Origin of the sequence: Christensenella sp. (assembly GCF_034927525.1) — a bacterium.
Lineage (GTDB): Bacteria > Bacillota > Clostridia > Christensenellales > Christensenellaceae > Christensenella.
On record NZ_JAYFPU010000210.1, the window covers coordinates 1 to 20,974 of the forward strand.

Consider the following 20,974-nt stretch of genomic DNA (forward strand, 5'->3'; position numbering starts at 1 on the left):
GAAGCTTATAATCATATTCTTTTAATATGTTTTGTACGCGTTTTCTTGTTTCGTCGCCCACACCGGGTTTATTGTTTAGTACAAGAGAAATGGTGGCGGGCGAAACGTTTGCAAGACGCGCAATTTCCCGGATTGTCATAACAAGAACCTACCTAATGAGAATTTGTCTACCTTATTATATATAATCATAACATTTGCGGATAAGGAATGCAATTGTTTAATAAAAAAATAATGCAATTTACTAAATAAATAAATGAAGGAGTGATATAAAATGAAAAAATTTGTAGCAGAAGTCCCTGAGCGGATCGTATTTGGCGCAGGAGTGCTTCATGAATTGGGGAAACATGCGGAGGGACTTGGCAAAAAAGCTTTCATCGTAACAGGGCAAAGCGTTCGTCCGGAAAAAACAGCACTGATCGAAACGGTGCAGGAGCAGCTTAAGCAGGCAGGCATGGAAACAGTCGTGTTTGCGGAGGTAGAACAAAATCCGACCACCACAACATGCGACCGCGGCGCACGCCTTGCGCGGGAAAACGGCTGTGACGTTGTCGTAGGCGTAGGCGGGGGAAGCCCGATGGACGCATCCAAATTCATTGCGCTTCTCGCGGCTTCAGGCGGCAATGCTGTTGACTATATCCCGGGCGGAAAGTTTGCGGATAAGGAAGACAAAGAGCTTAAGTGCCTGCCCATCATCGCGGTCACGACCACTTCGGGCACAGGCAGTGAGGCAACGCCGTTTGCAGTTGTGACAAACCCGGAAAACAGCAACAAGCCGGGCACAGGACACGACTTCTGGTATCCGCTGATCTCGGTCGTAGACCCGGAGCTGACATTGACGCTGCCTGAGAAGGTTACGATCAATACCGGCCTGGATGTGTTTTTTCATGCTTTTGAGGCGTATGTCTGCAAGGATGAGAACGAATATGCGGATATGTTTGCAAAACGCGCGATCGAGCTTGTGGTGGAAAACCTGCAAAAGTGCGTGGACAATCCGCAGGATTTAGAAGCGCGCAGCGCGATGTCCCTTGCCAACATGCTGGCAGGTACGGCGATCTCACTCGCGGGGACATTTGCCATCCACGGCATGGGGCACAGCATCAGCGGGCATTTCGATGCGATTCACGGTGAAACGCTGTGCGCGCTCGGCCCGGCGCTGACAGAGTATTCCTACAAGGGAAATATTTCGAAATTCGCAAAAGTTGCGGTACTGCTGGGCGCAGACCCCAAGCAGGACGAAGAAACGCTCGCGCGTGAGTGTGCGCAGCAGTTGCGGACCTTCCTCGCGGCATTCGGCAAAGACCTCACGATCTCTTCGCTGGGTGTTACGGAGGAATCCATCCCTGCTCTTGCGGACGATGCACTGTTCGCGATGCGCGGCGCGATCGAGGCAACGCCTGTTGCCATGACGCGACAGGATATCATCGACGTTTACATGAAGTCCATGTAGGAGAAGCATATCAAAAAGACCCGCTACAAGAGCGGGTCTTTTGTTTTACAAAATATTCTTACTCAAAAAGGCTCGTAGGCTGCGCAGGGTCGTGCTGTTCTGCCCAACGCTCCTGAAACGCCTGGTATTCGGGCGAAAGTTTATATTCCGCCACCCTTGTGTTGAACATTTTCACCATACTAAGCACAAAAAGCACGATAAGCACGGTTATCACAACGACAAAAATCACATTGCCGCGCACTTTTTTTTGTTTCCTTGAATCGTTTTCCATAAGAATCCACCCTTTTTGGATTATACCTGTATTATACACCGCCGGATATAAATACGCAATCTATATCCGGTGCAAATTACCGATGGAAAACGCGGGCATTACCTGATATAATATTACAGGGTTCATGAAAGCCTGACGGAGGACAAACGATTTGAAATATGACGTAACAGTCAGCATCGTAAACTATAATAATTATGAAAAAGCGCGTCAGGCCATCCGGACGCTTCTTGAATATACGCATGGCGTCCGCATGAAGATATATTTGATCGACAACGCTTCTAAGGACGATAGTGCGGTGCGCTTGGCGGACGAATTTTCAGCGCTCAGCGTTGTGTTCAGCGATAAAAACCTTGGTTTCGGCGCGGGGCATAATCTGGTTCTCGACTTGATCGACTCAGATTTCCACGCGATCGTCAATCCGGATATCGTATTGCAAAGCGATATTTTGGCAGAGCTTGCAAATTTTATGCGTAAAAATCCGGATATCGGCATGTGCACGCCGGCAGTGCGTTATACAAACGGCGACCCGCAGCACCTGCCTAAGCGTAATCCCAAGTTGAAATACCTGATCGCCAACCGCACGCCCGGCAAGAAGTGGGAAGGCGTGCGCCGCCATTATAAGATGCTGGATGAGGACCTGTCAGAAGTTACGGATGTCGAATTTGCCAGCGGATGTTTTTTGTTGATCCGTACAGAATTGTTGAAGCAGATTGGCGGTTTTGACGAACGGTATTTTATGTATTTTGAAGATGCAGACTTATCGCGTACCGTATTGAAAAGCGCGCGGGTGGTCTTTTACCCGTATGATTATGTGGTGCACGATTATGCGCGCAGCAGCGCACACAGTGCGCGCTATTTGATGATCCATATTGGTTCCATGTTCAAATATTTCTGGAAGTGGCGCGGCAAGGCCGAACTGCTTGACATAGAGAAGCAAAAACAGCTATGATAATATAATAAAAATACCCAATAAAAAGGGGGACGTTATGAAGGGAATCATACTCGCGGGAGGCTCGGGAACGCGCCTGTACCCGCTCACGATCATGACCAGCAAGCAGCTTTTGCCGGTATACGACAAACCGATGATCTATTATCCGCTTTCAACGCTCATGCTGGCGGGCATCAAGGATATATTGATCATTTCCACGCCTGTCGATCTGCCGCGGTTCGAAAGCCTGTTAGGGGACGGTTCGCAGTTCGGTATCTCGCTTTCCTATAAGGAACAGCCGTCGCCAGACGGCCTTGCACAGGCGTTTATCATTGGTGAGGAATTCATTGGCGACGATACGTGCGCGATGATCCTCGGAGACAATATTTTTTACGGAAATGGCCTATCGCAGCTGATGGCGGAAGCGGTCACAAATGCGGACGATGGACGCGCTACGGTGTTCGGTTATTATGTAGATGATCCGGAGCGTTTCGGCATCGTCGATTTTGATAAAAACGGCAAAGCACTTTCAGTGGAGGAAAAACCGAAAAATCCCAAGTCCAATTACGCGATCACAGGTCTTTATTTCTACGACAACCGTGTGTCCAAATACGCAAAGGCCTTAGCGCCGAGCGCACGTGGAGAGCTCGAGGTCACAGACCTGAACGCGGTCTATTTGAAGGAAGGCGATCTTGACGTTAAACTGATGGGTCGCGGATATGCGTGGCTTGATACCGGGACGTTCGATTCGCTTATCGAGGCGGCGGAGTTCGTGCGCATGCTGCAAAAGCGGCAGGGCATCGTGATGTCCGCGCCGGAGGAGATTGCATTCCGCAAGGGATGGATCGATTGCGACACGCTCAAAAACAGCGCCGCGAAATATGGAAAATCACCGTATGGAGAGCATCTCAACGCGGTTGCGGAAGGTAGGGTGCTTGACATATGAAACTGAAGGAAACGGGCATCGAAGGTCTGGTCGTTATAGAGCCGGACGTACACGGAGACCACCGCGGATGGTTCATGGAGACCTACAGCAAGCCTAAGTTTGAAGAGTTGGGCATCACGTGTGAATTTGTGCAGGACAACCAGTCGTTTTCCGCACAAAAAGGCACGCTGCGCGGCCTGCATTTCCAGAAAAATCCGATGGCACAGTCAAAGCTTTTACGCTGCACGCAGGGAAAAATACTGGACGTTGCCGTCGACCTGCGCAAAAACTCGCTGACATACAAAAAGTGGTATGCGGTGGAGCTTTCGGCGGAAAATAAATGGATGTTCTTCATGCCAAGGGGTATGGGACACGGTTTTGTAACGCTCAGCGACGATGTGGAAGTACAATACAAGGTAGACGCGGTATATTCGCCTGAGTGCGACCGTTCCATTCGTTTTGACGATCCGCAGATCGGCGTTGACTGGGGCATCGAAAACCCGATCCTCTCGGAAAAAGATTTGCAGGCGCCTTTGCTTGCGGACAGTGACGTGGATTTTTAAAGATGTCGGTAGAAACGGTAAAGCAATATTTTAAGCAGTTCGGCATAGAAGACAAGGTGCGCGAGCTGAAAGATTCCAGCGCAACGGTGGAGCTTGCGGCGCAGGCACTGGGGGTGCAGGGGGCGCGTATCGCAAAAACGCTGTCCTTTAAAGTGGGCGGCGCGTGTGTGCTCATCGTAGCGGCGGGTGATGCCAAGATCGACAATGCGCGGTATAAAGCATATTTTGGCACAAAAGCGAAGATGCTTGCAGCACAAGAGGTGCAGGAGCTGACTGGCCATCCGGTAGGCGGCGTATGCCCGTTTGCCGTGGGGGAAGAAGTGCGGGTCTATCTGGATGAATCCCTCAAGCGGTTTGATACCGTGTTTCCCGCATACGGAAGTGCAAACAGCGCGATCGAGCTTACGTGTGACGAACTGAAACGATATGCAAATGCAATCGAATGGATCGACGTCTGCAAAAACTGGCAGACAGAAGGAGAATGAAGGTAGAATGAAGATACTTGTAACAGGCGGAGCCGGTTTCATCGGCAGTAATTTTGTGTTCCATATGCTGGAGAATCATCCCGATTACGAAATTGTGATACTTGACCTGCTCACTTACGCGGGCAATCTGGAGACGTTAAAGGATGTGCTCGATCAACCGAATGTGAAATTCGTCAAGGCAGATATCGCCGATCGGGACGCGGTGTTTGCGCTTTTCGAGGAAGAACAGCCGGATGTGGTCGTGAATTTCGCGGCGGAGTCGCATGTCGACCGCTCGATCGAAGACCCGGGTATCTTCCTGCGTACGAATATACTGGGAACGCAGGTGCTGATTGATGCGTCGCGCAAATATGGCGTAACGCGCTACCATCAGGTTTCGACGGACGAGGTATACGGCGATCTGCCGCTTGACCGTCCTGACTTGTTCTTCACGGAAGAAACGCCTATCCATACATCCTCGCCGTATTCGGCCTCCAAGGCGAGCGCCGACCTGCTGGTGCAGGCGTACAACAGGACGTTTGGGCTGCCGGTCACGATTTCGCGCTGCTCGAACAACTACGGGCCGTACCATTTTCCGGAAAAGCTGATCCCGCTTATCATTTCCCGCGCCCTGGCGGACGAGAGCCTGCCGGTATACGGTACGGGGGAAAATGTACGTGACTGGCTGTATGTACGCGACCATTGCGCTGCTATTGACCGCATCATCCATGACGGGCGCGTGGGCGAGGTCTATAACATCGGCGGGCATAACGAGCGCACGAACCTGCAGGTTGTGAAGACGATCTTAAAGCAGCTCAATAAGCCGGAAAGCCTGATCGCTTATGTCAAAGACCGCGCGGGGCACGACCAGCGCTATGCGATTGACCCGACCAAGATGATGGACGAGCTTGGCTGGGAACCCACGACGACGTTTGATAAGGGCATCGCCTATACGGTAGACTGGTATCTGGAAAACGAGGATTGGTGGAAAAATATCATCAACGGCGAATACCAGAATTACTACCAGACAATGTACGCAGACAGATAGGAGCAAAATGATGAAAGTACTGGTAACGGGAGTAAACGGACAGCTTGGCTACGATGTGGTGCGCCATCTTGATTTGCGCGGCATCGAAAACCGCGGCGTTGATATCGCCGATTTTGACCTGACGGACGAAGAAGCCGTGCTTTCGTATATCAAAGAATACGCGCCTACAAGCATCGTTCATTGCGCGGCCTATACGGCGGTGGATAAAGCGGAAAGCGACCGCGATACGTGCTGGGCGGTCAACGTAACGGGCACGAAGAACGTTGCCTTGGCGGCTAAGGCCGTCGGTGCGGAAATGATGTACATCAGTACGGACTATGTGTTCGATGGGTTTTCCAAAGATACGCCGTGGGAAGCGGACGACCCCAAAAATCCGCAGAACGTCTATGGCGAAACCAAGTATGGCGGCGAGCTCGAAGTGCAAAAGCTATTGAGCGATTATTACATTCTGCGTATCTGCTGGGTGTTCGGCAAAAACGGCGGTAATTTTGTAAAAACGATGCTGCGGCTGTCAGAAACATACGACGAGATATCTGTCGTGAGCGACCAGTACGGTTCGCCTACCTACACGTTTGACGTGGCCTCGCTTATCTGCGATATGGTCGGTTCGCGCAAATACGGCGTGTATCAGGCATCCAATGAAGGAGACCTTTCGTGGTACGATTTCACAAAAGAAATTTTTAAACAGGCAGGAAAGCAAACGAAGGTGGTTGCCGTTACGTCAGAGGAATACGCAAAAGCACATCCCACGGCAGCGGCACGCCCCAAAAATTCACGCCTTTCTAAGCAAACGCTCATTGACGGCGGTTTTGCGCGTTTGCCGGACTATAAAGACGCGATTGCGCGTTATTTAAAAGAGTTGTGATATGGAACCGCTGATTTCCGTCATTATCCCATCCTATAATTATGAAAAATATATCCGGCAGGCGATCGGCTGTGTTGTTGCGCAAACGTACAAAAACATCGAGCTTGTTGTGATCGACGATTGTTCGCAGGACAACAGCTGGCGGGCGATATTGTCGGTTACGCAGGACGAAACCTTCAAAGCGCGTTTTTCTAATCATATTGTGATATCGCAAAACAAACAGAATATGGGCGCGCATGCCACGATCAACGCAGGCATCACAGCGTCGTCCGGGCAGTATATCGCAATCCTCAACGCGGACGACCTGTTTGAAAAAAACCGCTTTGCCGTGATGATGCAGGCCATGCAGGAAAAGGACAGTTTATGGGGTTTTTCCAAGGTGCGCTGCATCGACGCGGACGGGCAGCGCCTTAGAAGCGAGCAGGCCGCTGCGTTTGAAAAAACACAGGACAAGATCGCGGGTAAACGGTTTGTCGCGCTTGGCGCTGTGGCGGAAAACGTAAGCATTTCCACAGGCAACCTGCTTTTTAGCCGCAGCCTCTATGAGGCGGTCGGCGGCTTTAAAAATTATAAATACGTACACGATTACGATTTTTTCCTGCGCGCGTGCCTGTATGACGAACCGGTTTATACGGAGGAAACAGCCTACCTATACCGTCTACACGGCGAAAATTCTTTTTTGTCGCTGCATGAAGAAGGGGTGCGGGAAAACCGCGTGGTATGGCTGGAATTTTACCGCGAGGTGCAAAAGGGCAACGTTAAAAACAATGTAATCCTCGAAAATCCAGCTTATGTGGATGAATTTTACCAAGCGGTATGTGCGGAGGGCGAGAAAAAAAAGACGCTGTGGAAGCTGGCGAAGAACCCACTTGCGCGTGCAGGGCTAAAGGTTTTCAAAGCGCGTTATCATATGGACTAACGTGAAGAACTTATACATAAAAAAGTGTTAAGGGAACTGGCTTCTACATTCAAAAGGAGCCAGTTTTTTTAATCCATTTGATGAACGATAATACCAGATAGTATTACCTGAACGCAAAGCAGGGAGGTTGCAATACAAAAAGTTTAAAACTTATAAAAAAGGGTAATAAAGTATAGAAAAGGGTTTTATCATTTAACGTATCAAATAAATGATTTTTCAAAGTTAGCATTTGCTTCGGACAATTTGTGAGAATTTTAAATCGCTTCATTTACGTGTTGAGAAAAAATTAAATCGGTACTTTGGTATGTGGTGCTAAAATTACGATTTATATGATCAAAAAAGTAAATCCCAAATATTTGGCTAGGGGTAAGGAGGGCAAGGGTTTGAACTTGAAAAAAATATTTTTTTCTGTAACGCTAACGTTTTTATTTGTAGTAGGTTCGTTTGGTTTTCCATACATTGCTTACGCCGGAGGGACAGATGATATTGCAATGGACCCGGCCTCCATAGAAAATGATCCATCTTTAGGTAATCAATATGTAGAAGAAGATGGCGCGATTTACAGTCCGGTAGCCGTGCCTACCAATCCGGGGGCGCAACCTGTCAGGGATACGAAAATTGTTCCGCCGGGGGTAATGGTTTCTGATCAGACAGAATTACAGACGGAACTGGATAATGGAACTGAGCATATTACATTGGATTCATCATTTGCCTTAACAGCTCCCTTAACGATCAATAATTCAGCGGACTATCATGTGCTGATCGATTCGGTCAGTGGAACCGCTTCATTGGGCGCGGCTGTTGGACAACGTCACTTTATGATTAATGCTACGGGTCCTTTGTATTTAACTTTTCAGGACGTTACTTTAGATGGCGCTAACGCAGGCGGCGGAATTCATGTAAATGGTACCGCTGTCATCAATGACCCGCAAATTCAGAATTGTTTCATTTCTACTGGAACCGAGGGCGGTGGTATTTACGCAAATGGTTCCATACTTATTGAAGGAGGCGGGATATCTGGATGCAAGGCAATTCGTGGAGGGGGAATCATGTGTGCGGCGGGAAAATCCCTCACCGTTATAGGTGTCGCTATCCATAATAATCAAGCAAATCATACAGCTGCTGCAGATTCAGGACTTGGTGGAGGGATTGGGATCGGACAGGGAGGAAGCCTGATAGCTGAGAATTGCAGTATAACCGAGAATTCTACCACTGGCGATAATACAAATCATAAAGGTCTTGGCGGCGGGATTGCGGCGTGGATAGGAGCTTATTCCAGAATAACAGATTGCACCATCACCGATAATGTATCGGGTAACTTTGGGGGAGGGGTTCTTTCCCATTGGAATAGCAAACTAATCATTGAAGGAGGAACCATTTCCGGAAACGATGTCTCGCAGAGCCCGAGTTTTGGGTCAGGCGGCGGAATTTGTGTAGCGGGCGGAAGCAGTGCAGAGCTCAAAGGAGGGTTGGTTATATCGGACAACCTGTCAAAATATGGCGGAGCGGTGCGGTTGGAGTTTTCGATGACGGTAACGATCGACGACTCGGTTTCGTTTTTAAGGAATGATGCGACGATGAGTGGTGGCGCATTCTCCTGTGGAGCCTCTACCAATGAAGGCGCTTCCACTGTTGCCATTGGCGGCGCTGTTTTTGACCAGAATATCGCAAGGTCCGGCGGCGGCATTTATCTTGGAAAAGGATATACCTTAAACTGCAACGATACTGTGTTTACAGGAAATATCGTTCAAGTTTCTGGTGGCGGAATCTATGCGCTTTCGGAGAACACAATGAATTTGACCCGCGTGCTTATGGATGGAAATAAGGCGCAATATGGCGGGGCAATCTATATGGCGTCTGCCGTGAACCTTGCGACCGCAACCCCCTTAACCATTCTAGATTCAACGATCAATAATAATGAGGCGGATATTGTAAGTGTGACGGGACAAGCCGGAGGAATCTTAATAGGGAATTTTTGTAAGATGACACTGACCAATTCCGAGGTTGATAACAATACAGGAGGGTATGGGGGAGGCTTGGCGATCTTTAATGATGCGCTTGTTGACATAAATGGTGATACAAGCATTACCAATAATGATTCGCAGAAATCAGGAGGGGGAGTTTACATCGCAGCAAGAACGACTGTGGTTCTTTCCGACGACGTCCAGGTATCAGATAACCAAAGCGATACGGTAGGCGGTGGAATATACCTTTCTACAAGCTCGGTATTAGAAATCGAGGATAATGTAGAAATGATTGGAAACAGCGCGGCAGAATATGGGGGAGGGATTGGAGCATCTCAATCAAAATCGATTACAGTAAGTGGACAAGCAAAAATAGAAAATAACACAGCACAAGAATACGGAGGGGGAATCTATGCCCATACTGGAAGTACCCCTGTAACCGATACTTTGATTACTGTAAAAGGCAATGCAATCATTTCAGGCAATCAAGCCCTTTATGGTGGAGGAATCAGCGCTGCATATCCGGATCAGCTACCGAATACGCCGATGGTATCAGTAGAAGATACTGCAAAGATAATAAATAATACAGCGATAAATGACGGCGGAGGAGTGTGGGTAGATCAAACGGATCTTGACAGGGTACACGTATCTGCGAATGTAGTATTTGATGGAAACAAAGCGATCAGAGCCTACTATATGTCCAGTACATCGCCAGATGCTGCAACGCATGCTTCAAACATTTTAACAACGACGTATTCAAATCCGCCAACAGCAGCGCCGGCTTTTGATTATGCATATAACAATTATGATATTTCATATATTGCGGGGGCGCCAGTTGTTACAGTGGTTTTTGATGCAGCTGGAGGAGCACCGGCATCACAGTCCGTGGCCACCCGGCAAGGAAACAGCCTAGGAACGACGATGCCAGCAAACCCTACTTATAGCGGGTACATATTTCTAGGGTGGTATACGCAGCCCGGTGGAGGCGGAACGCAGTTTGACGGAAGTACAGTGGTCAATACGGACATGACGGTATATGCGCATTGGGAACCCGCGCCACCTGGAATGGTTACAGTCATCTTCGACGCCGTAGGGGGGACGCCCGGAATCCAAACGGTTTCGGTTTATCCGGGAGAAACGATAGGCTCAGCAATGCCTGAAAATCCTAATTTTGCTGGACATATATTCTTAGGCTGGTTTACACAAGCGGACGATGGCGGGATGCAGTTTGACGGAAGTACCGTTGTCGATGCAGATATGACGGTTTATGCACATTGGGCAAAAGTACCCCCTGGTATGGTTACAGTTACCTTTGATGCAAGGGGAGGAACGCCCAATATGCAGGCTGTATCTCTCTCTGCGGGGGGCGCTTTAGAAGCCCGTATGCCCTCAGACCCAATCTATACAGGTCACGCCTTTTTGGGATGGTATACGCAGCCAAACGGGGAAGGGACGCAATTTGATGCGCGTACCGTCGTTACTACAGACATAACTGTTTATGCAAATTGGAAAGTGGTATCACCCGGTGAGGAAACTGGCGAGAAAAATCCACCAGCGACAGATGATGAGAGTAATGTGAAAATATGGTTTTATGCATCTGTTTTGCTGGGAGCCCTGATCACCGGTATTATAATTTTAAAAAAGAAAATAGGGCATAAGGAATAAAGAATATTTGATTTAGCAAGTTGAACTAATTGACAAAGATGATATGGAAAAACGCTGTAGTCATGAATGGGTTACAGCGTTTTTTATGATAGAGTTTATGTTTTAAAAAGATAGGATAAATTGCATATCAAGAGAAATATGGATTTTTTTGACCGGTTTACCTGACGATTTTAACCATTTTATTGAAAAACCTTTTTGGCAAAAAGAAAATATGGTATGATACTAACTGCTGCAAAGGCACAGGCCGGCGTGGCAGTTTTTTGCGTTAGCGGGGGCTATGGTGGAAAGAATCAAGTTAAAATCAAATAATAAACCCTTGTTTCGGTGGTTTTTATCGCTTGCCGTTCCCGTGGGGCTGCAAAACCTTCTGATCTATTCGGTCGCGCTGATGGACTCTATCATGGTCGGTTCCTTAGGAGAGGTACAACTCTCTGCCGTCACGATCGCAAACCAGACATTTTTTTTGCTGATGGTCTGTATCTATGGCCTTGCGACGGGGGCAAGCGTGCTGATCTCGCAATATTGGGGAGAAAAGGATACGCATACCATCGCGAAGGTATTTGGCATGGTATTGCGCCTTTCGCTGCTCGCAGGCACGGTTGCGGCAGTAAGCGTGATCGCGGCGCCCTATCAGGTGATGGCAATGTACACAAACGATCAGCAGGTCATCGAATACGGCGCACAATATCTGCCGCTTGTCGGGATTTCTTTTTTGCCGTACGCCTTTACCAACACCTATCTTACATGTGTACGCAGCGTGGAACGCGTAAAAATTGCTGTCATCACCTACAGCATCTCTTTTGCGGTCAACGTGTTTTTCAATTACGTGTTTATTTTTGGGAAATTTGGCGCGCCGGCGATGGGCGTTGCGGGTGCTGCAATCGGTACGGTGATCGCGCGGCTCAGCGAGCTTGCCATCGTGCTTGTGTACGCAAAGAGGGAGAAGCGCGTAAAGCTGTCGTTTAAGTGTCTGGTGCAAAATGATAAACTTCTGTGGAAGGATTATTTGCGCTATGCACTGCCGGTCGTGATCAATGAAATGGCGTGGTCGATCGGGATGTCTGTACAGACCTCCGTCCTCGGGCATATGGGCGTTACCGCCGTGACGACGGTGGGCATCATTTCGACGGTCATGCGCGTGACGACGATCTTTGTGTACGGCTCCGCGTCCGCGACGCTGGTGATCGTGGGCAAATATATTGGGGAACAGCAATACGATACTGTCCGCAAATCGGCAAAGACGCTCGTTTGGGCGAATGTACTGATCGCCGGGATATCGGCTGGCGCATTGCTGCTTTTAAAGAACGTCTTTATGGGTCTTTACGTATTGACGCCCGAAACATATGCGGCGCTCGATGCAACGATGTACGTTGCCGCGTTTATCGTCGTGATGCAGGCCATCGGCTTGTCGTGCGTCGTCGGTGTGTTCCGCGGCGGCGGAGACACGATGTTCTGCATGATATTGGATGTCGTTACCATGTGGGCGATCGCCCTGCCGCTGGGCGCGCTCGGCGGCTTTGTATGGAACCTGTCCATTCCGGTCGTGTTCCTGCTTCTGCGCTTTGACGAAGTGGTTAAGGTGTTCTTCTGCCTGTGGCGCCTAAAAGGCGGGAAATGGCTCAACAATGTAACGCGTGAAAATAAAGACGCGCTTGCCGACTGTTGATAAAATGCGCACAAAAAAAGCCGCTTGTGAGCGGCTTTTTATCGTTTGATTAATCTTCGTAATCTCTTCTGAAGTTGTTCCTGTTCTGCTTCCTTGCTTTTCTGCAATTCGGGCAGCGTACAGGCTCGTTGTCAAATCCCTTTTCTTTGAAAAATTCCTGCTCACCCTCGGTAAATACGAATTCTGATCCACAATCCTTACAAATTAATGTTTTGTCTGCCATAACTGACATCCTCCTGAAAATTTTTGGAAAAATAGACCTTATAAAAATTTCCCCCAAATATTTTTCGAAGGCAAGTTTTCATTTGCGGGTCTTTTTCTGCTTGTATTTTAACACAGCAAATGGGGCGATACAACAACTTTTTTGCGAAAACAAAGCTTTTTTTAAAGAAAATATTTTTTTACATACCGATTCTGTGGTATAATAATTTATTAAGTACTATATCGTGTGGAAAAGGCGATGGAGGCTCATACCGGTGGGTATGGCGGGAGGAGGCGGTTTTGATGGTTCAGAATAACATTCTTTTGAATGTCCGTGGATATCAGGCCGATGAAGATGATAACCATGAGATGGAGCTATATACCGAGGGCATGCTCACATGCGACGGCGGTAAATATACCATAGAGTACGACGAAAGCGAATTATCAGGCATGGAAAACACAAAAACCAGCCTGACGATCGATGGCGACCGCGTGCAGTTAAAGCGCACGGGTCTTGTGGAGACAGAGTTTGTGTTTTTAAAAAGCCGTGTGTTTGCGGCGGCCTATGATACGCCGTTTGGCATGATGGAAATGTCCGTCTTTCCGACGCAGGTGTTAAGCGAGCTTTCCACAGACAAGGGCAACATCGACCTTGAATATGTGATACGTGTGGGCGACCAGCAGGCCGTCAACAAGCTGAATATCAACTACAGGTCAATACCAAAAGCGTAAGCTTTCTATAAAAGTTTTGAGTTTTATGAGGAGGGTAATTTTATGTTGATTGAATGGATTGGGCATTCGTGTTTCTACATCACAACACAGGACAAAAAAACGGTCATGATCGACCCGTACGATGGTACGATCGGCCTTAGGGTTCCGGAAAAAACACCGGATATCCTGCTGATCACGCACGATCATTTTGACCATTACAACCACGAATATGTGGATGGATTAAAACACAGCTATACACTGATCGATAAAGCAGGGGAGTATGACCCGCAGGGCATCAAGATCAAAGGGATAGAGCTTGACCACGACGAGCAGGGCGGTGCGCTGCGCGGAAAGGTGGTCGCTTACCTGATCGAAGCAGACGGCATGCGCCTTTTGCATATGGGCGACGTAGGCGCAATGCCTTCGGACGGCTTCTTTGAAGCGGTCGGCAAGATCGATATCCTGATGATCCCGGTCGGCGGAACCTATACGGTGGACGCCAAAGGCGCGCTCAATATCATGGACAGGATCCAGCCCAACATCACGATCCCTATGCACTACTTAACGCCGGGGCTTACGCTCGATATCGCGGCCTCGCATGATTTCCTCGCGCGTGCAGCCAGCAGGGAATACGATGTTTCGCGTATTGGCGGCGGACTGTTTGACATCACGTCCGACAACCTCAAAAAGCGCAACAGGATCGTTGTCATGGAATGTACGCATTGTCCGTAATAGATCGAAGCAAACCTTCCGATGCGGAAGGTGATGATATATATTTTTAAACACAAAAAAATACTGCGGGATTCCCGGGGTATTTTTTGTTGAGAAGTGTTTTGGGGCATGTTGAATAAGGAGGCGCTGCATGAAGATCGGTTTTGACAATGATTTATACATCAAGAAACAAACGGAAAAGATACTCGAGAGGATCGACAAATTCGACGGCAAACTATATCTGGAATTCGGCGGTAAGCTGTTCGACGATTACCATGCGTCGCGCGTGCTCCCCGGGTTTGACGTCAACGGTAAAGCAAAGCTGCTGCAAAGACTAAAGGATCAGGCAGAGATCGTATTTTGCATCAACGCCGGCGATATTGAAAAAAACAAAGTGCGCGCAGACCTCGGGATCACGTACGATCTCGACGTACTGCGCCTGATCGATAATCTGCGCGGCATGGGGCTTTACGTGGGCAGCGTGGTCATCACGCAATACACAGAGCAATACGCAGCGGATATCTTCCGCCAGAGGCTGGAACGCCGCGGCATCAAGACGTATGTGCACAGGCATACAAAGGGCTACCCTTCGGAGATAGAGCTCATTGTGAGCGACGAAGGCTATGGTATGAACCCGTATATCGAAACACAGCGCCCGCTTGTGGTCGTCACAGCGCCCGGGCCGGGCAGTGGAAAGCTTGCAACGTGCCTGTCGCAGCTTTACCACGAATACCGCCGCGGAAATATGGCGGGCTATGCGAAGTTTGAGACGTTCCCCATCTGGAACCTGCCATTAAAGCACCCCGTCAACATGGCGTATGAAGCGGCGACGTCCGATTTGAACGACATCAACATGATCGATCCGTTCCATCTGGAAGCGTACGAAAAAACAGCGGTCAACTATAATCGCGATATCGATGCGTTCCCCATTGTCAAAACGATCCTTGCAAAGATCACGGGAAGCAAGGAATCTTATAAGTCTCCGACGGATATGGGCGTCAACATGGCGGGTTATGCCATAACGGACGACGAGGTGTGTAAGCAGGCGGCCTGTCAGGAAGTGATCCGCCGCTACTATAACGCGCAGTGCGACTATAAAAAGGGCAGTACCACAGCAGAGGCGCTGCAAAAGAACCTGATGCTTATGAAGCAGCTCGAGCTGGAACCCAGCGACCGCAAAGTCGTCGCGGCGGCGCTCGAGAAGGAACAGAAAACAGGCGTACCGGCGGCGGCGCTCGAATTGCCGGACGGCACCATCATCACCGGCAAAACGACGGAGCTGATGAACAATGTGTCCAGCATGATCTTAAATGCGGTCAAACAGCTTGGTAATATTTCAGACGAAATACGCCTGATCTCGCCCATTGCCCTTGAGCCGATCCTGAAGCTCAAGAGCTCGATCTTAAAAGAGCTCGACCCGATCCTCAACATTGAGGACGTTCTTGCTGCGCTTTCCATCAGTGCGGCCATGAACCCCACGGCAGAGGTGGGCATGACAAAGCTGCGGATGCTGGCCGGATGCGAGGTGCATTCCACATGTATGCTCACGCAGGCGGATGAGTCCGTGCTCAAAAAACTGAACATCAACTTAACATGTGAGCCGGTCTACCCCTCAAAGGATTTATATTACGTATAAATTTAAAATGGAAAAGGCGTTCTGCAAGCGTGTGGAATGCCTTTTTTGATGTGGATTTATTGGTCGTTAAACACGTATTTTTACGTTTTATTATATACTGCGTAATAAATGTAATAATTTTGTATGAATAAATGGGAAATTCGTTGACAAAGAGAAGTTTTTTGCGCATAATAAAGGTGGTAGAAATGGAAATTTGTAGAAATCGAATGTAGAACAGTTTTTCCTGTATCAATTTTGTGTATATATAATTTCATTGCTCCATAACACGTTCAAAGTTTTTATTTGAAGCTGTTTGTTACTATTGCGTTTAATTATTTTTAATTTTTAACATACCAAAGGAGTACTATTTCGTGAATAGCAGTTTACTAGAAGACAAAAGTTTGGCCGATCTAAGAGAGATCGCAAAACTGGCAGGAGTCAAATCGCCTACAAAATATAAAAAGGCGGAACTTTTGTCGATGCTCTTAGAGTTGGAACAGGAGGGTGAAGAAAAGCAGGCCGCGGCGGAAGCCGTGGATATTTTTGGCATGGCAAGCATGCCCGCACCCGTAAAAAAACCCACGCCGCCCGCGCCGCAAGCGGTACTTACGGAAGAACCGGTCGTGGAAGAAAAACCGAAGCGTGCAGGCAGGCCGCGTAAAAAAGTGGTGGAAGATGCCACCCCGCAGGAGGCCGCACCCGCAGTGAAGGAGCAGGCCGTGGCACAGCAGTCGATCGAACTTGACGACTTAGGCGATGTGGAAAACGAAGGAGATATGGATTCGGGCCGCAGGCGCATCATCGAATATGTGCCCAACAATGACGCGGTCAACGAGATACTGAACACAGGGGAGTGTAAGGATGCAAACGGCATTCTGGAAGTGCATTCCGAAGGCTACGGATTTTTACGCAGCGAGAACTACCTGCCCGGCACAAAAGATGTGTATGTGTCACAGGCGCAGATACGTAAATTTAACCTGAAAACAGGGGACAAGGTGTGCGGCAAAACGCGCCCCTCAAAAGACGGGGAACGTTTGTTGGCGCTTTTGTATATTGAAACGGTCAATGCAGAGCCGGTGGAAAAATGTCAGAGCCGTCCTGCGTTCGAAACGCTGACGCCCATTTATCCTGAGGAACGGTTCACGCTTGAAAACGTGCGCGCCTCGCGCGATCTGGCGATCCGCATGATCGACTTGATCTCTCCTATCGGTAAAGGCCAGCGCGGCCTGATTGTGGCGCCGCCAAAGGCTGGTAAAACGATCCTCTTAAAAAAGATCGCCAACAGTATCACCAACAACTATCCGGAAGTGGAAATGCTTGTATTGCTGATCGACGAACGTCCGGAGGAAGTAACGGATATGCAGCGCTCCATAGCGGGCGAAGTGGTCTATTCTACCTTTGACGAACGCCCGGAGAACCATGCGCGCGTTGCGGACATGGTCATTGAGCGTGCAAAACGCCTGGTGGAGCACGGCCGCGACGTGGTCATCCTGCTCGACAGCTTAACGCGTCTCGGACGCGCACATAACCTTGTGGTTCCGCCCTCCGGAAGGACGCTTTCCGGCGGTCTTGACCCGGCCTCGCTTTACAAGCCAAAACGGTTTTTCGGCGCGGCAAGAAATATTGAAGGCGGTGGTTCGCTGACCATCATCGCTACGGCGCTGGTGGAAACGGGCTCGCGTATGGATGAGATCATCTACGAAGAATTCAAGGGCACGGGCAACATGGAAATCCATCTTGACCGTAAGCTCTCTGAGAAGCGTATCTTCCCGGCGGTAGACCTTGCCAAGTCGGGGACGCGGCGTGAAGACCTGCTGCTCTCGCAAAAGGAGCTGGAAGGCACGTGGGCGCTTCGTAAGGCGCTTTCGTCCGGCAACACGACGGAGGTCACAGAACAGCTCATCGGTATGCTGGTGCGTACGCAGACAAACGAAGAATTTCTTGCGCGGCTGCATGAATGGTTCCGCATCTGGGAAAAAGAAGGCTATAACTCCGGCGGGAACAACCGCTATTAAAAGAATAAGCTGATTAAAAACGGTACCGCGTAAAGCGGTACCGTTTTTTGTTGCGGCTCATATTTTATTTTGCTTCCGCAGCGTTCTGAGCTGCCCGATGTGCTTTTCCCAGCGGGCTTGCTCCTCGAGGAGGATATCTTTGACATAATCAACCATCTGCCACCCACCGATCTTCTGTAGCTTTTCGCTGTATAGCTGCAGCAAAAGCCGTTTGCCTGTGCGCTCGATGATCGGATCGCCGGTGGAAAGCAGCATGACGGGCAGCAGCGCTTCATATCCCTCGAAGTGGTGGAGGTCGATATCCAGCATCAGGTCGCTGTACACAAGCGGATCGTCGTAGCGCATCAGGTTCTGGATGATCTCCAAACCATCCACATTTTTTTCCAAACATTCCAATACCTTTTTATTTGACATAATCGATCTACCTCTCATAAAGATGACTCGTTGACACATCTTTTTCTTGATTATATCTCCAAAAAGAAATATAACGGGTGCTAACGAGTCATCTTTATGAAATACTTATACAAAAATTGAACTGGGCACCCGCAACATCAAAGTAACGGACCTGGTCGCGTTGCAGCAAGTCTACAATGTCGATTTTGCTGAGTTTTTTAAGGGGATCAAGCCGCACGAGTGATCATTTCTTTTTCTTCGCCCGCTTTTTCTTTGTTACTTCGCTCGCCGTAATATTGCGGAACCCTTCGCCGCTGATTTCGCCCGCGTCGCCCACGATGATGAACGCGCTCGGGTCGATCTCGTGGATCAGGTGGTAGATGCGGTATACCTCCTGCCTGCGCACCGCGCACAGCAGCACTTCGCCCTCTTTGTCGCTGTATCCGCCGCGCGATTTTAAAGCAGTCACGCCGCGTTCCATTTTTGTGATGATGGTGGAGGCGATCTCCTTGTTTTTGGGCGAGACAATAAACATCATTTTGCCCGTCCCGATGCTCGAACCGTAGAGGATCGCGTCGATGATCCAAGAAGTAATGAAAATAACGATCATCGCATAAAGCGGACTTTCAAAGTCCTGATATACCAATGCAGAGAACACAACAACGATCACATCAAGCACCAAAATCAGCTTGCCCATAGAAATATGCGGGAACTTGAGGGCGATGAGGTTTGCCGCAAGCTCCGTACCGCCGGACGTGCCGCCGCGCATCAAAATAAGCGCCAGCCCCACGCCGGACAACAGCCCGCCAAACACGACGGTGATAAGCGGTTCGCCATGATACTGCGGAAAAATGCCCGCGGTCGCGTCGATCACGACAGAAGAAAGCGCAGTCGCGATAATCGTTTTGATGATAAATTTCCAGCCAAAATAAATAAATCCGAGGATAAAAAGCGGTACGTTCATCACAAGGATCATCGTACCGATGGGCAGGCCAAACAAAAAGTTCAGCATGGTCGCGACACCTGTGAGGCCGCCCGGCGCAATGTTGTTGGGCGCAGTAAAAATATTGATCGCCGCAGCGTAAATCAGGCTGCCTAAAAAGAACAGCAGCGCGTCTATGATATATCCTCTCATGGATTTGGCAGAAATACGACCCATATGGCGATCCTCGCTTTCAGGATATTGATACCCATTTTGCAACAGTATAGTTACTTTTGCGGCAATTTTCTTTGCTTTCCGCTGATGTTTTCAATATCTACGCGGATGACCGCCGTCCGCGTAAACGATTTTTCCATTTCCGCGTCAAAGTTTTCCATATTGGAAAGCGCATATTTCCGGCAGATCAGGTCAAGCGCATGTATTTTCTCGTCCTTTCCCGTAAGAAGCGTCGCCCTGCCATATGCGATTGTACTCTTAAAAGCGGTGGAAAACCGCTCGGGCATACGCGTGATATGGTCTGCGCACACAAGGCACACCTGCGGGTTGTGCGCAATGCAGTCAAGCTTATATCCAGCGGGCGCGCAATGGATATACACCGCCTCGCCGTCAAGCACAGGCGAAACAGGCACGGCATGTGGATTGCCGTCGGGATCGGTCATACTGAGTACGGCATATTCGCAGTCCCCAAGCAACGCAAGCGCTTCCTCTTTCGTCGTAGCACGTTCTTTCCGTCTCATTTCACGCATGGCTTTTTTTGTCATAAAGACACCTCTCGTCATCGGATTTTAATGGATAAGAATATCATACCATCCGCGCGACGTAAAGTCATATTTTTTCTGCATAAAGATTTCGCGTAAAAGCATGTCCGAAAACAGCGAGTTTTTTGCGGCGGATATGATATAATAAGACTATTCCAGGAAAGGAGGCCGGAAACGATGGATCTGAATGACAGCAACCTCTATGCGGCATTTCAGGCAAAGGACGCGCGTTTTGACGGACGTTTCTTTGTGGGAATATCTTCTACGGGCATCTATTGCCGTCCGGTTTGCCGGGCAAGGCGGCCCAAGGCCGAAAATTGCACTTTTTTTCATACCGCCGCACAGGCGGAGCAGGCAGGCTATCGTCCGTGTCTCTTATGCAGGCCGGAGCTTGCCCCAGGGACGGCGGTAACAGACGCTTCGGCGGTGCTGGCGCACAGTGCGGCGCGGCTGCTGGAAGAAAAATGCGGCAGCGCGCAAAGCCTTGGCGAGATCGCCGGAAAACTCGGCTGCACCGACCGGCATTTGCGGCGTGTTTTTGCTGCGGAATACAACGTGTCGCCCATACAATACCTCCAGACGTGCAGGCTGCTTCTTGCCAAAAACCTGCTGACAGATTCAGACCTGCCTGTTATCGAAGTGGCGATGGCTTCCGGCTTTGGCAGCTTGCGGCGGTTCAACGACCTGTTTCAAAAACATTACCGTATGACTCCCACAGCGCTGCGGAAACAGAAAACAAAAGAAAAACAGAAAAGCGGTTCCATCACGCTTGCGCTGGGTTACCGGCCTCCCTATCGCTGGGAAGAAATGCTCGGCTTTCTTGCAGGACGCGCGATCGGTGGGGTAGAGAACATAGAAGGCAACACTTATATGCGGACGGTGCGCCTTACGAAGGCAAACGGCAA

21 protein-coding genes are annotated in these 20,974 nt (G+C 49.3%); 15 read left to right on the forward strand and 6 right to left on the reverse strand.

Annotated elements, in window-relative coordinates:
- Positions 1-139 (reverse strand): LacI family DNA-binding transcriptional regulator (locus VB081_RS15025; RefSeq protein WP_323400465.1); only part of this gene is annotated, 139 nt, incomplete at its 3' end.
- A gap of 132 nt (positions 140-271) precedes the next feature.
- Here VB081_RS15025 and VB081_RS08765 point away from each other — a divergent pair.
- A complete protein-coding gene (locus VB081_RS08765) occupies positions 272-1,447 on the forward strand; it encodes an iron-containing alcohol dehydrogenase (protein ID WP_323400445.1) in 1,176 nt (391 codons plus the stop codon).
- Positions 1,448-1,505: 58 nt separating this feature from the next.
- Here the strand turns inward: VB081_RS08765 and VB081_RS08770 are convergent, their stop codons facing one another.
- The gene (locus VB081_RS08770; protein ID WP_323400446.1) at positions 1,506-1,718 is read right to left on the reverse strand and encodes a hypothetical protein; all 213 of its coding nucleotides are present in this window, start codon (positions 1,716-1,718) and stop codon (positions 1,506-1,508) included.
- Positions 1,719-1,869: 151 nt separating this feature from the next.
- On the opposite strand from VB081_RS08770, the gene VB081_RS08775 reads away from it, so the two are divergent.
- From VB081_RS08775 to VB081_RS08815, 9 genes are all read left to right on the forward strand, one after another.
- A complete protein-coding gene (locus VB081_RS08775) occupies positions 1,870-2,667 on the forward strand; it encodes a glycosyltransferase family 2 protein (RefSeq protein WP_323400447.1) in 798 nt (265 codons plus the stop codon).
- 37 nt (positions 2,668-2,704) lie between these two features.
- On the forward strand, positions 2,705-3,592 hold the full coding sequence (gene rfbA / locus VB081_RS08780; RefSeq protein ID WP_323400448.1) for a glucose-1-phosphate thymidylyltransferase RfbA: 888 nt from the start codon (positions 2,705-2,707) through the stop codon (positions 3,590-3,592).
- Positions 3,589-4,134, forward strand: coding sequence for a dTDP-4-dehydrorhamnose 3,5-epimerase (gene rfbC, locus VB081_RS08785; protein ID WP_323400449.1), 546 nt, complete (start codon positions 3,589-3,591; stop codon positions 4,132-4,134). The genes rfbA and rfbC overlap by 4 nt, the downstream gene beginning before the upstream one ends.
- 2 nt (positions 4,135-4,136) lie before the next feature.
- Positions 4,137-4,619 carry a YbaK/EbsC family protein gene (locus VB081_RS08790; RefSeq protein ID WP_323400450.1) on the forward strand — a complete coding sequence of 161 codons (483 nt, stop codon included), beginning with the start codon at positions 4,137-4,139 and terminating at the stop codon, positions 4,617-4,619.
- A gap of 7 nt (positions 4,620-4,626) precedes the next feature.
- Positions 4,627-5,646 (forward strand): dTDP-glucose 4,6-dehydratase, encoded by a 1,020-nt coding sequence (gene rfbB, locus VB081_RS08795; protein WP_323400451.1) that lies wholly within the window; start codon positions 4,627-4,629, stop codon positions 5,644-5,646.
- Positions 5,647-5,656: 10 nt separating this feature from the next.
- Positions 5,657-6,511, forward strand: a complete 855-nt coding sequence (gene rfbD / locus VB081_RS08800) for a dTDP-4-dehydrorhamnose reductase (protein ID WP_323400452.1) — start codon at positions 5,657-5,659, stop codon at positions 6,509-6,511.
- Between the two features lies 1 nt (position 6,512).
- A complete protein-coding gene (locus VB081_RS08805) occupies positions 6,513-7,430 on the forward strand; it encodes a glycosyltransferase family 2 protein (protein ID WP_323400453.1) in 918 nt (305 codons plus the stop codon).
- A 383-nt stretch (positions 7,431-7,813) separates the two neighbouring features.
- Positions 7,814-11,059, forward strand: coding sequence for an InlB B-repeat-containing protein (locus tag VB081_RS08810; RefSeq protein WP_323400454.1), 3,246 nt, complete (start codon positions 7,814-7,816; stop codon positions 11,057-11,059).
- 277 nt (positions 11,060-11,336) lie between these two features.
- Positions 11,337-12,725 (forward strand): MATE family efflux transporter, encoded by a 1,389-nt coding sequence (locus VB081_RS08815; protein WP_323400455.1) that lies wholly within the window; start codon positions 11,337-11,339, stop codon positions 12,723-12,725.
- A gap of 49 nt (positions 12,726-12,774) precedes the next feature.
- Here VB081_RS08815 and VB081_RS08820 read toward each other — a convergent pair whose 3' ends face one another.
- Positions 12,775-12,948, reverse strand: coding sequence for a zinc-ribbon domain-containing protein (locus tag VB081_RS08820; RefSeq protein ID WP_323400456.1), 174 nt, complete (start codon positions 12,946-12,948; stop codon positions 12,775-12,777).
- A 281-nt stretch (positions 12,949-13,229) separates the two neighbouring features.
- On the opposite strand from VB081_RS08820, the gene VB081_RS08825 reads away from it, so the two are divergent.
- The 4 genes from VB081_RS08825 (at position 13,230) to rho (ending at position 17,978) form a co-directional block, all read left to right on the forward strand.
- Complete coding sequence (locus VB081_RS08825) at positions 13,230-13,658, forward strand: DUF1934 domain-containing protein (RefSeq protein ID WP_323400457.1); 429 nt, start codon at positions 13,230-13,232, stop codon at positions 13,656-13,658.
- Positions 13,659-13,700: 42 nt separating this feature from the next.
- A complete protein-coding gene (locus VB081_RS08830) occupies positions 13,701-14,369 on the forward strand; it encodes an MBL fold metallo-hydrolase (protein ID WP_323400458.1) in 669 nt (222 codons plus the stop codon).
- Between the two features lie 130 nt (positions 14,370-14,499).
- Positions 14,500-15,984 carry a DUF1846 domain-containing protein gene (locus VB081_RS08835; protein WP_323400459.1) on the forward strand — a complete coding sequence of 495 codons (1,485 nt, stop codon included), beginning with the start codon at positions 14,500-14,502 and terminating at the stop codon, positions 15,982-15,984.
- A gap of 350 nt (positions 15,985-16,334) precedes the next feature.
- A complete protein-coding gene (gene rho, locus VB081_RS08840; RefSeq protein ID WP_323400460.1) occupies positions 16,335-17,978 on the forward strand; it encodes a transcription termination factor Rho in 1,644 nt (547 codons plus the stop codon).
- 57 nt (positions 17,979-18,035) lie between these two features.
- Here the strand turns inward: rho and VB081_RS08845 are convergent, their stop codons facing one another.
- From VB081_RS08845 to VB081_RS08855, 3 genes are all read right to left on the reverse strand, one after another.
- Complete coding sequence (locus VB081_RS08845; protein ID WP_323400461.1) at positions 18,036-18,392, reverse strand: hypothetical protein; 357 nt, start codon at positions 18,390-18,392, stop codon at positions 18,036-18,038.
- Positions 18,393-18,615: 223 nt separating this feature from the next.
- Complete coding sequence (locus VB081_RS08850; RefSeq protein WP_323400462.1) at positions 18,616-19,530, reverse strand: YitT family protein; 915 nt, start codon at positions 19,528-19,530, stop codon at positions 18,616-18,618.
- A gap of 50 nt (positions 19,531-19,580) precedes the next feature.
- Positions 19,581-20,072, reverse strand: a complete 492-nt coding sequence (locus VB081_RS08855) for a pyridoxamine 5'-phosphate oxidase family protein (RefSeq protein ID WP_323400463.1) — start codon at positions 20,070-20,072, stop codon at positions 19,581-19,583.
- Between the two features lie 174 nt (positions 20,073-20,246).
- On the opposite strand from VB081_RS08855, the gene VB081_RS08860 reads away from it, so the two are divergent.
- Positions 20,247-20,974 (forward strand): bifunctional transcriptional activator/DNA repair enzyme AdaA (locus VB081_RS08860; RefSeq protein WP_323400464.1); only part of this gene is annotated, 728 nt, incomplete at its 3' end.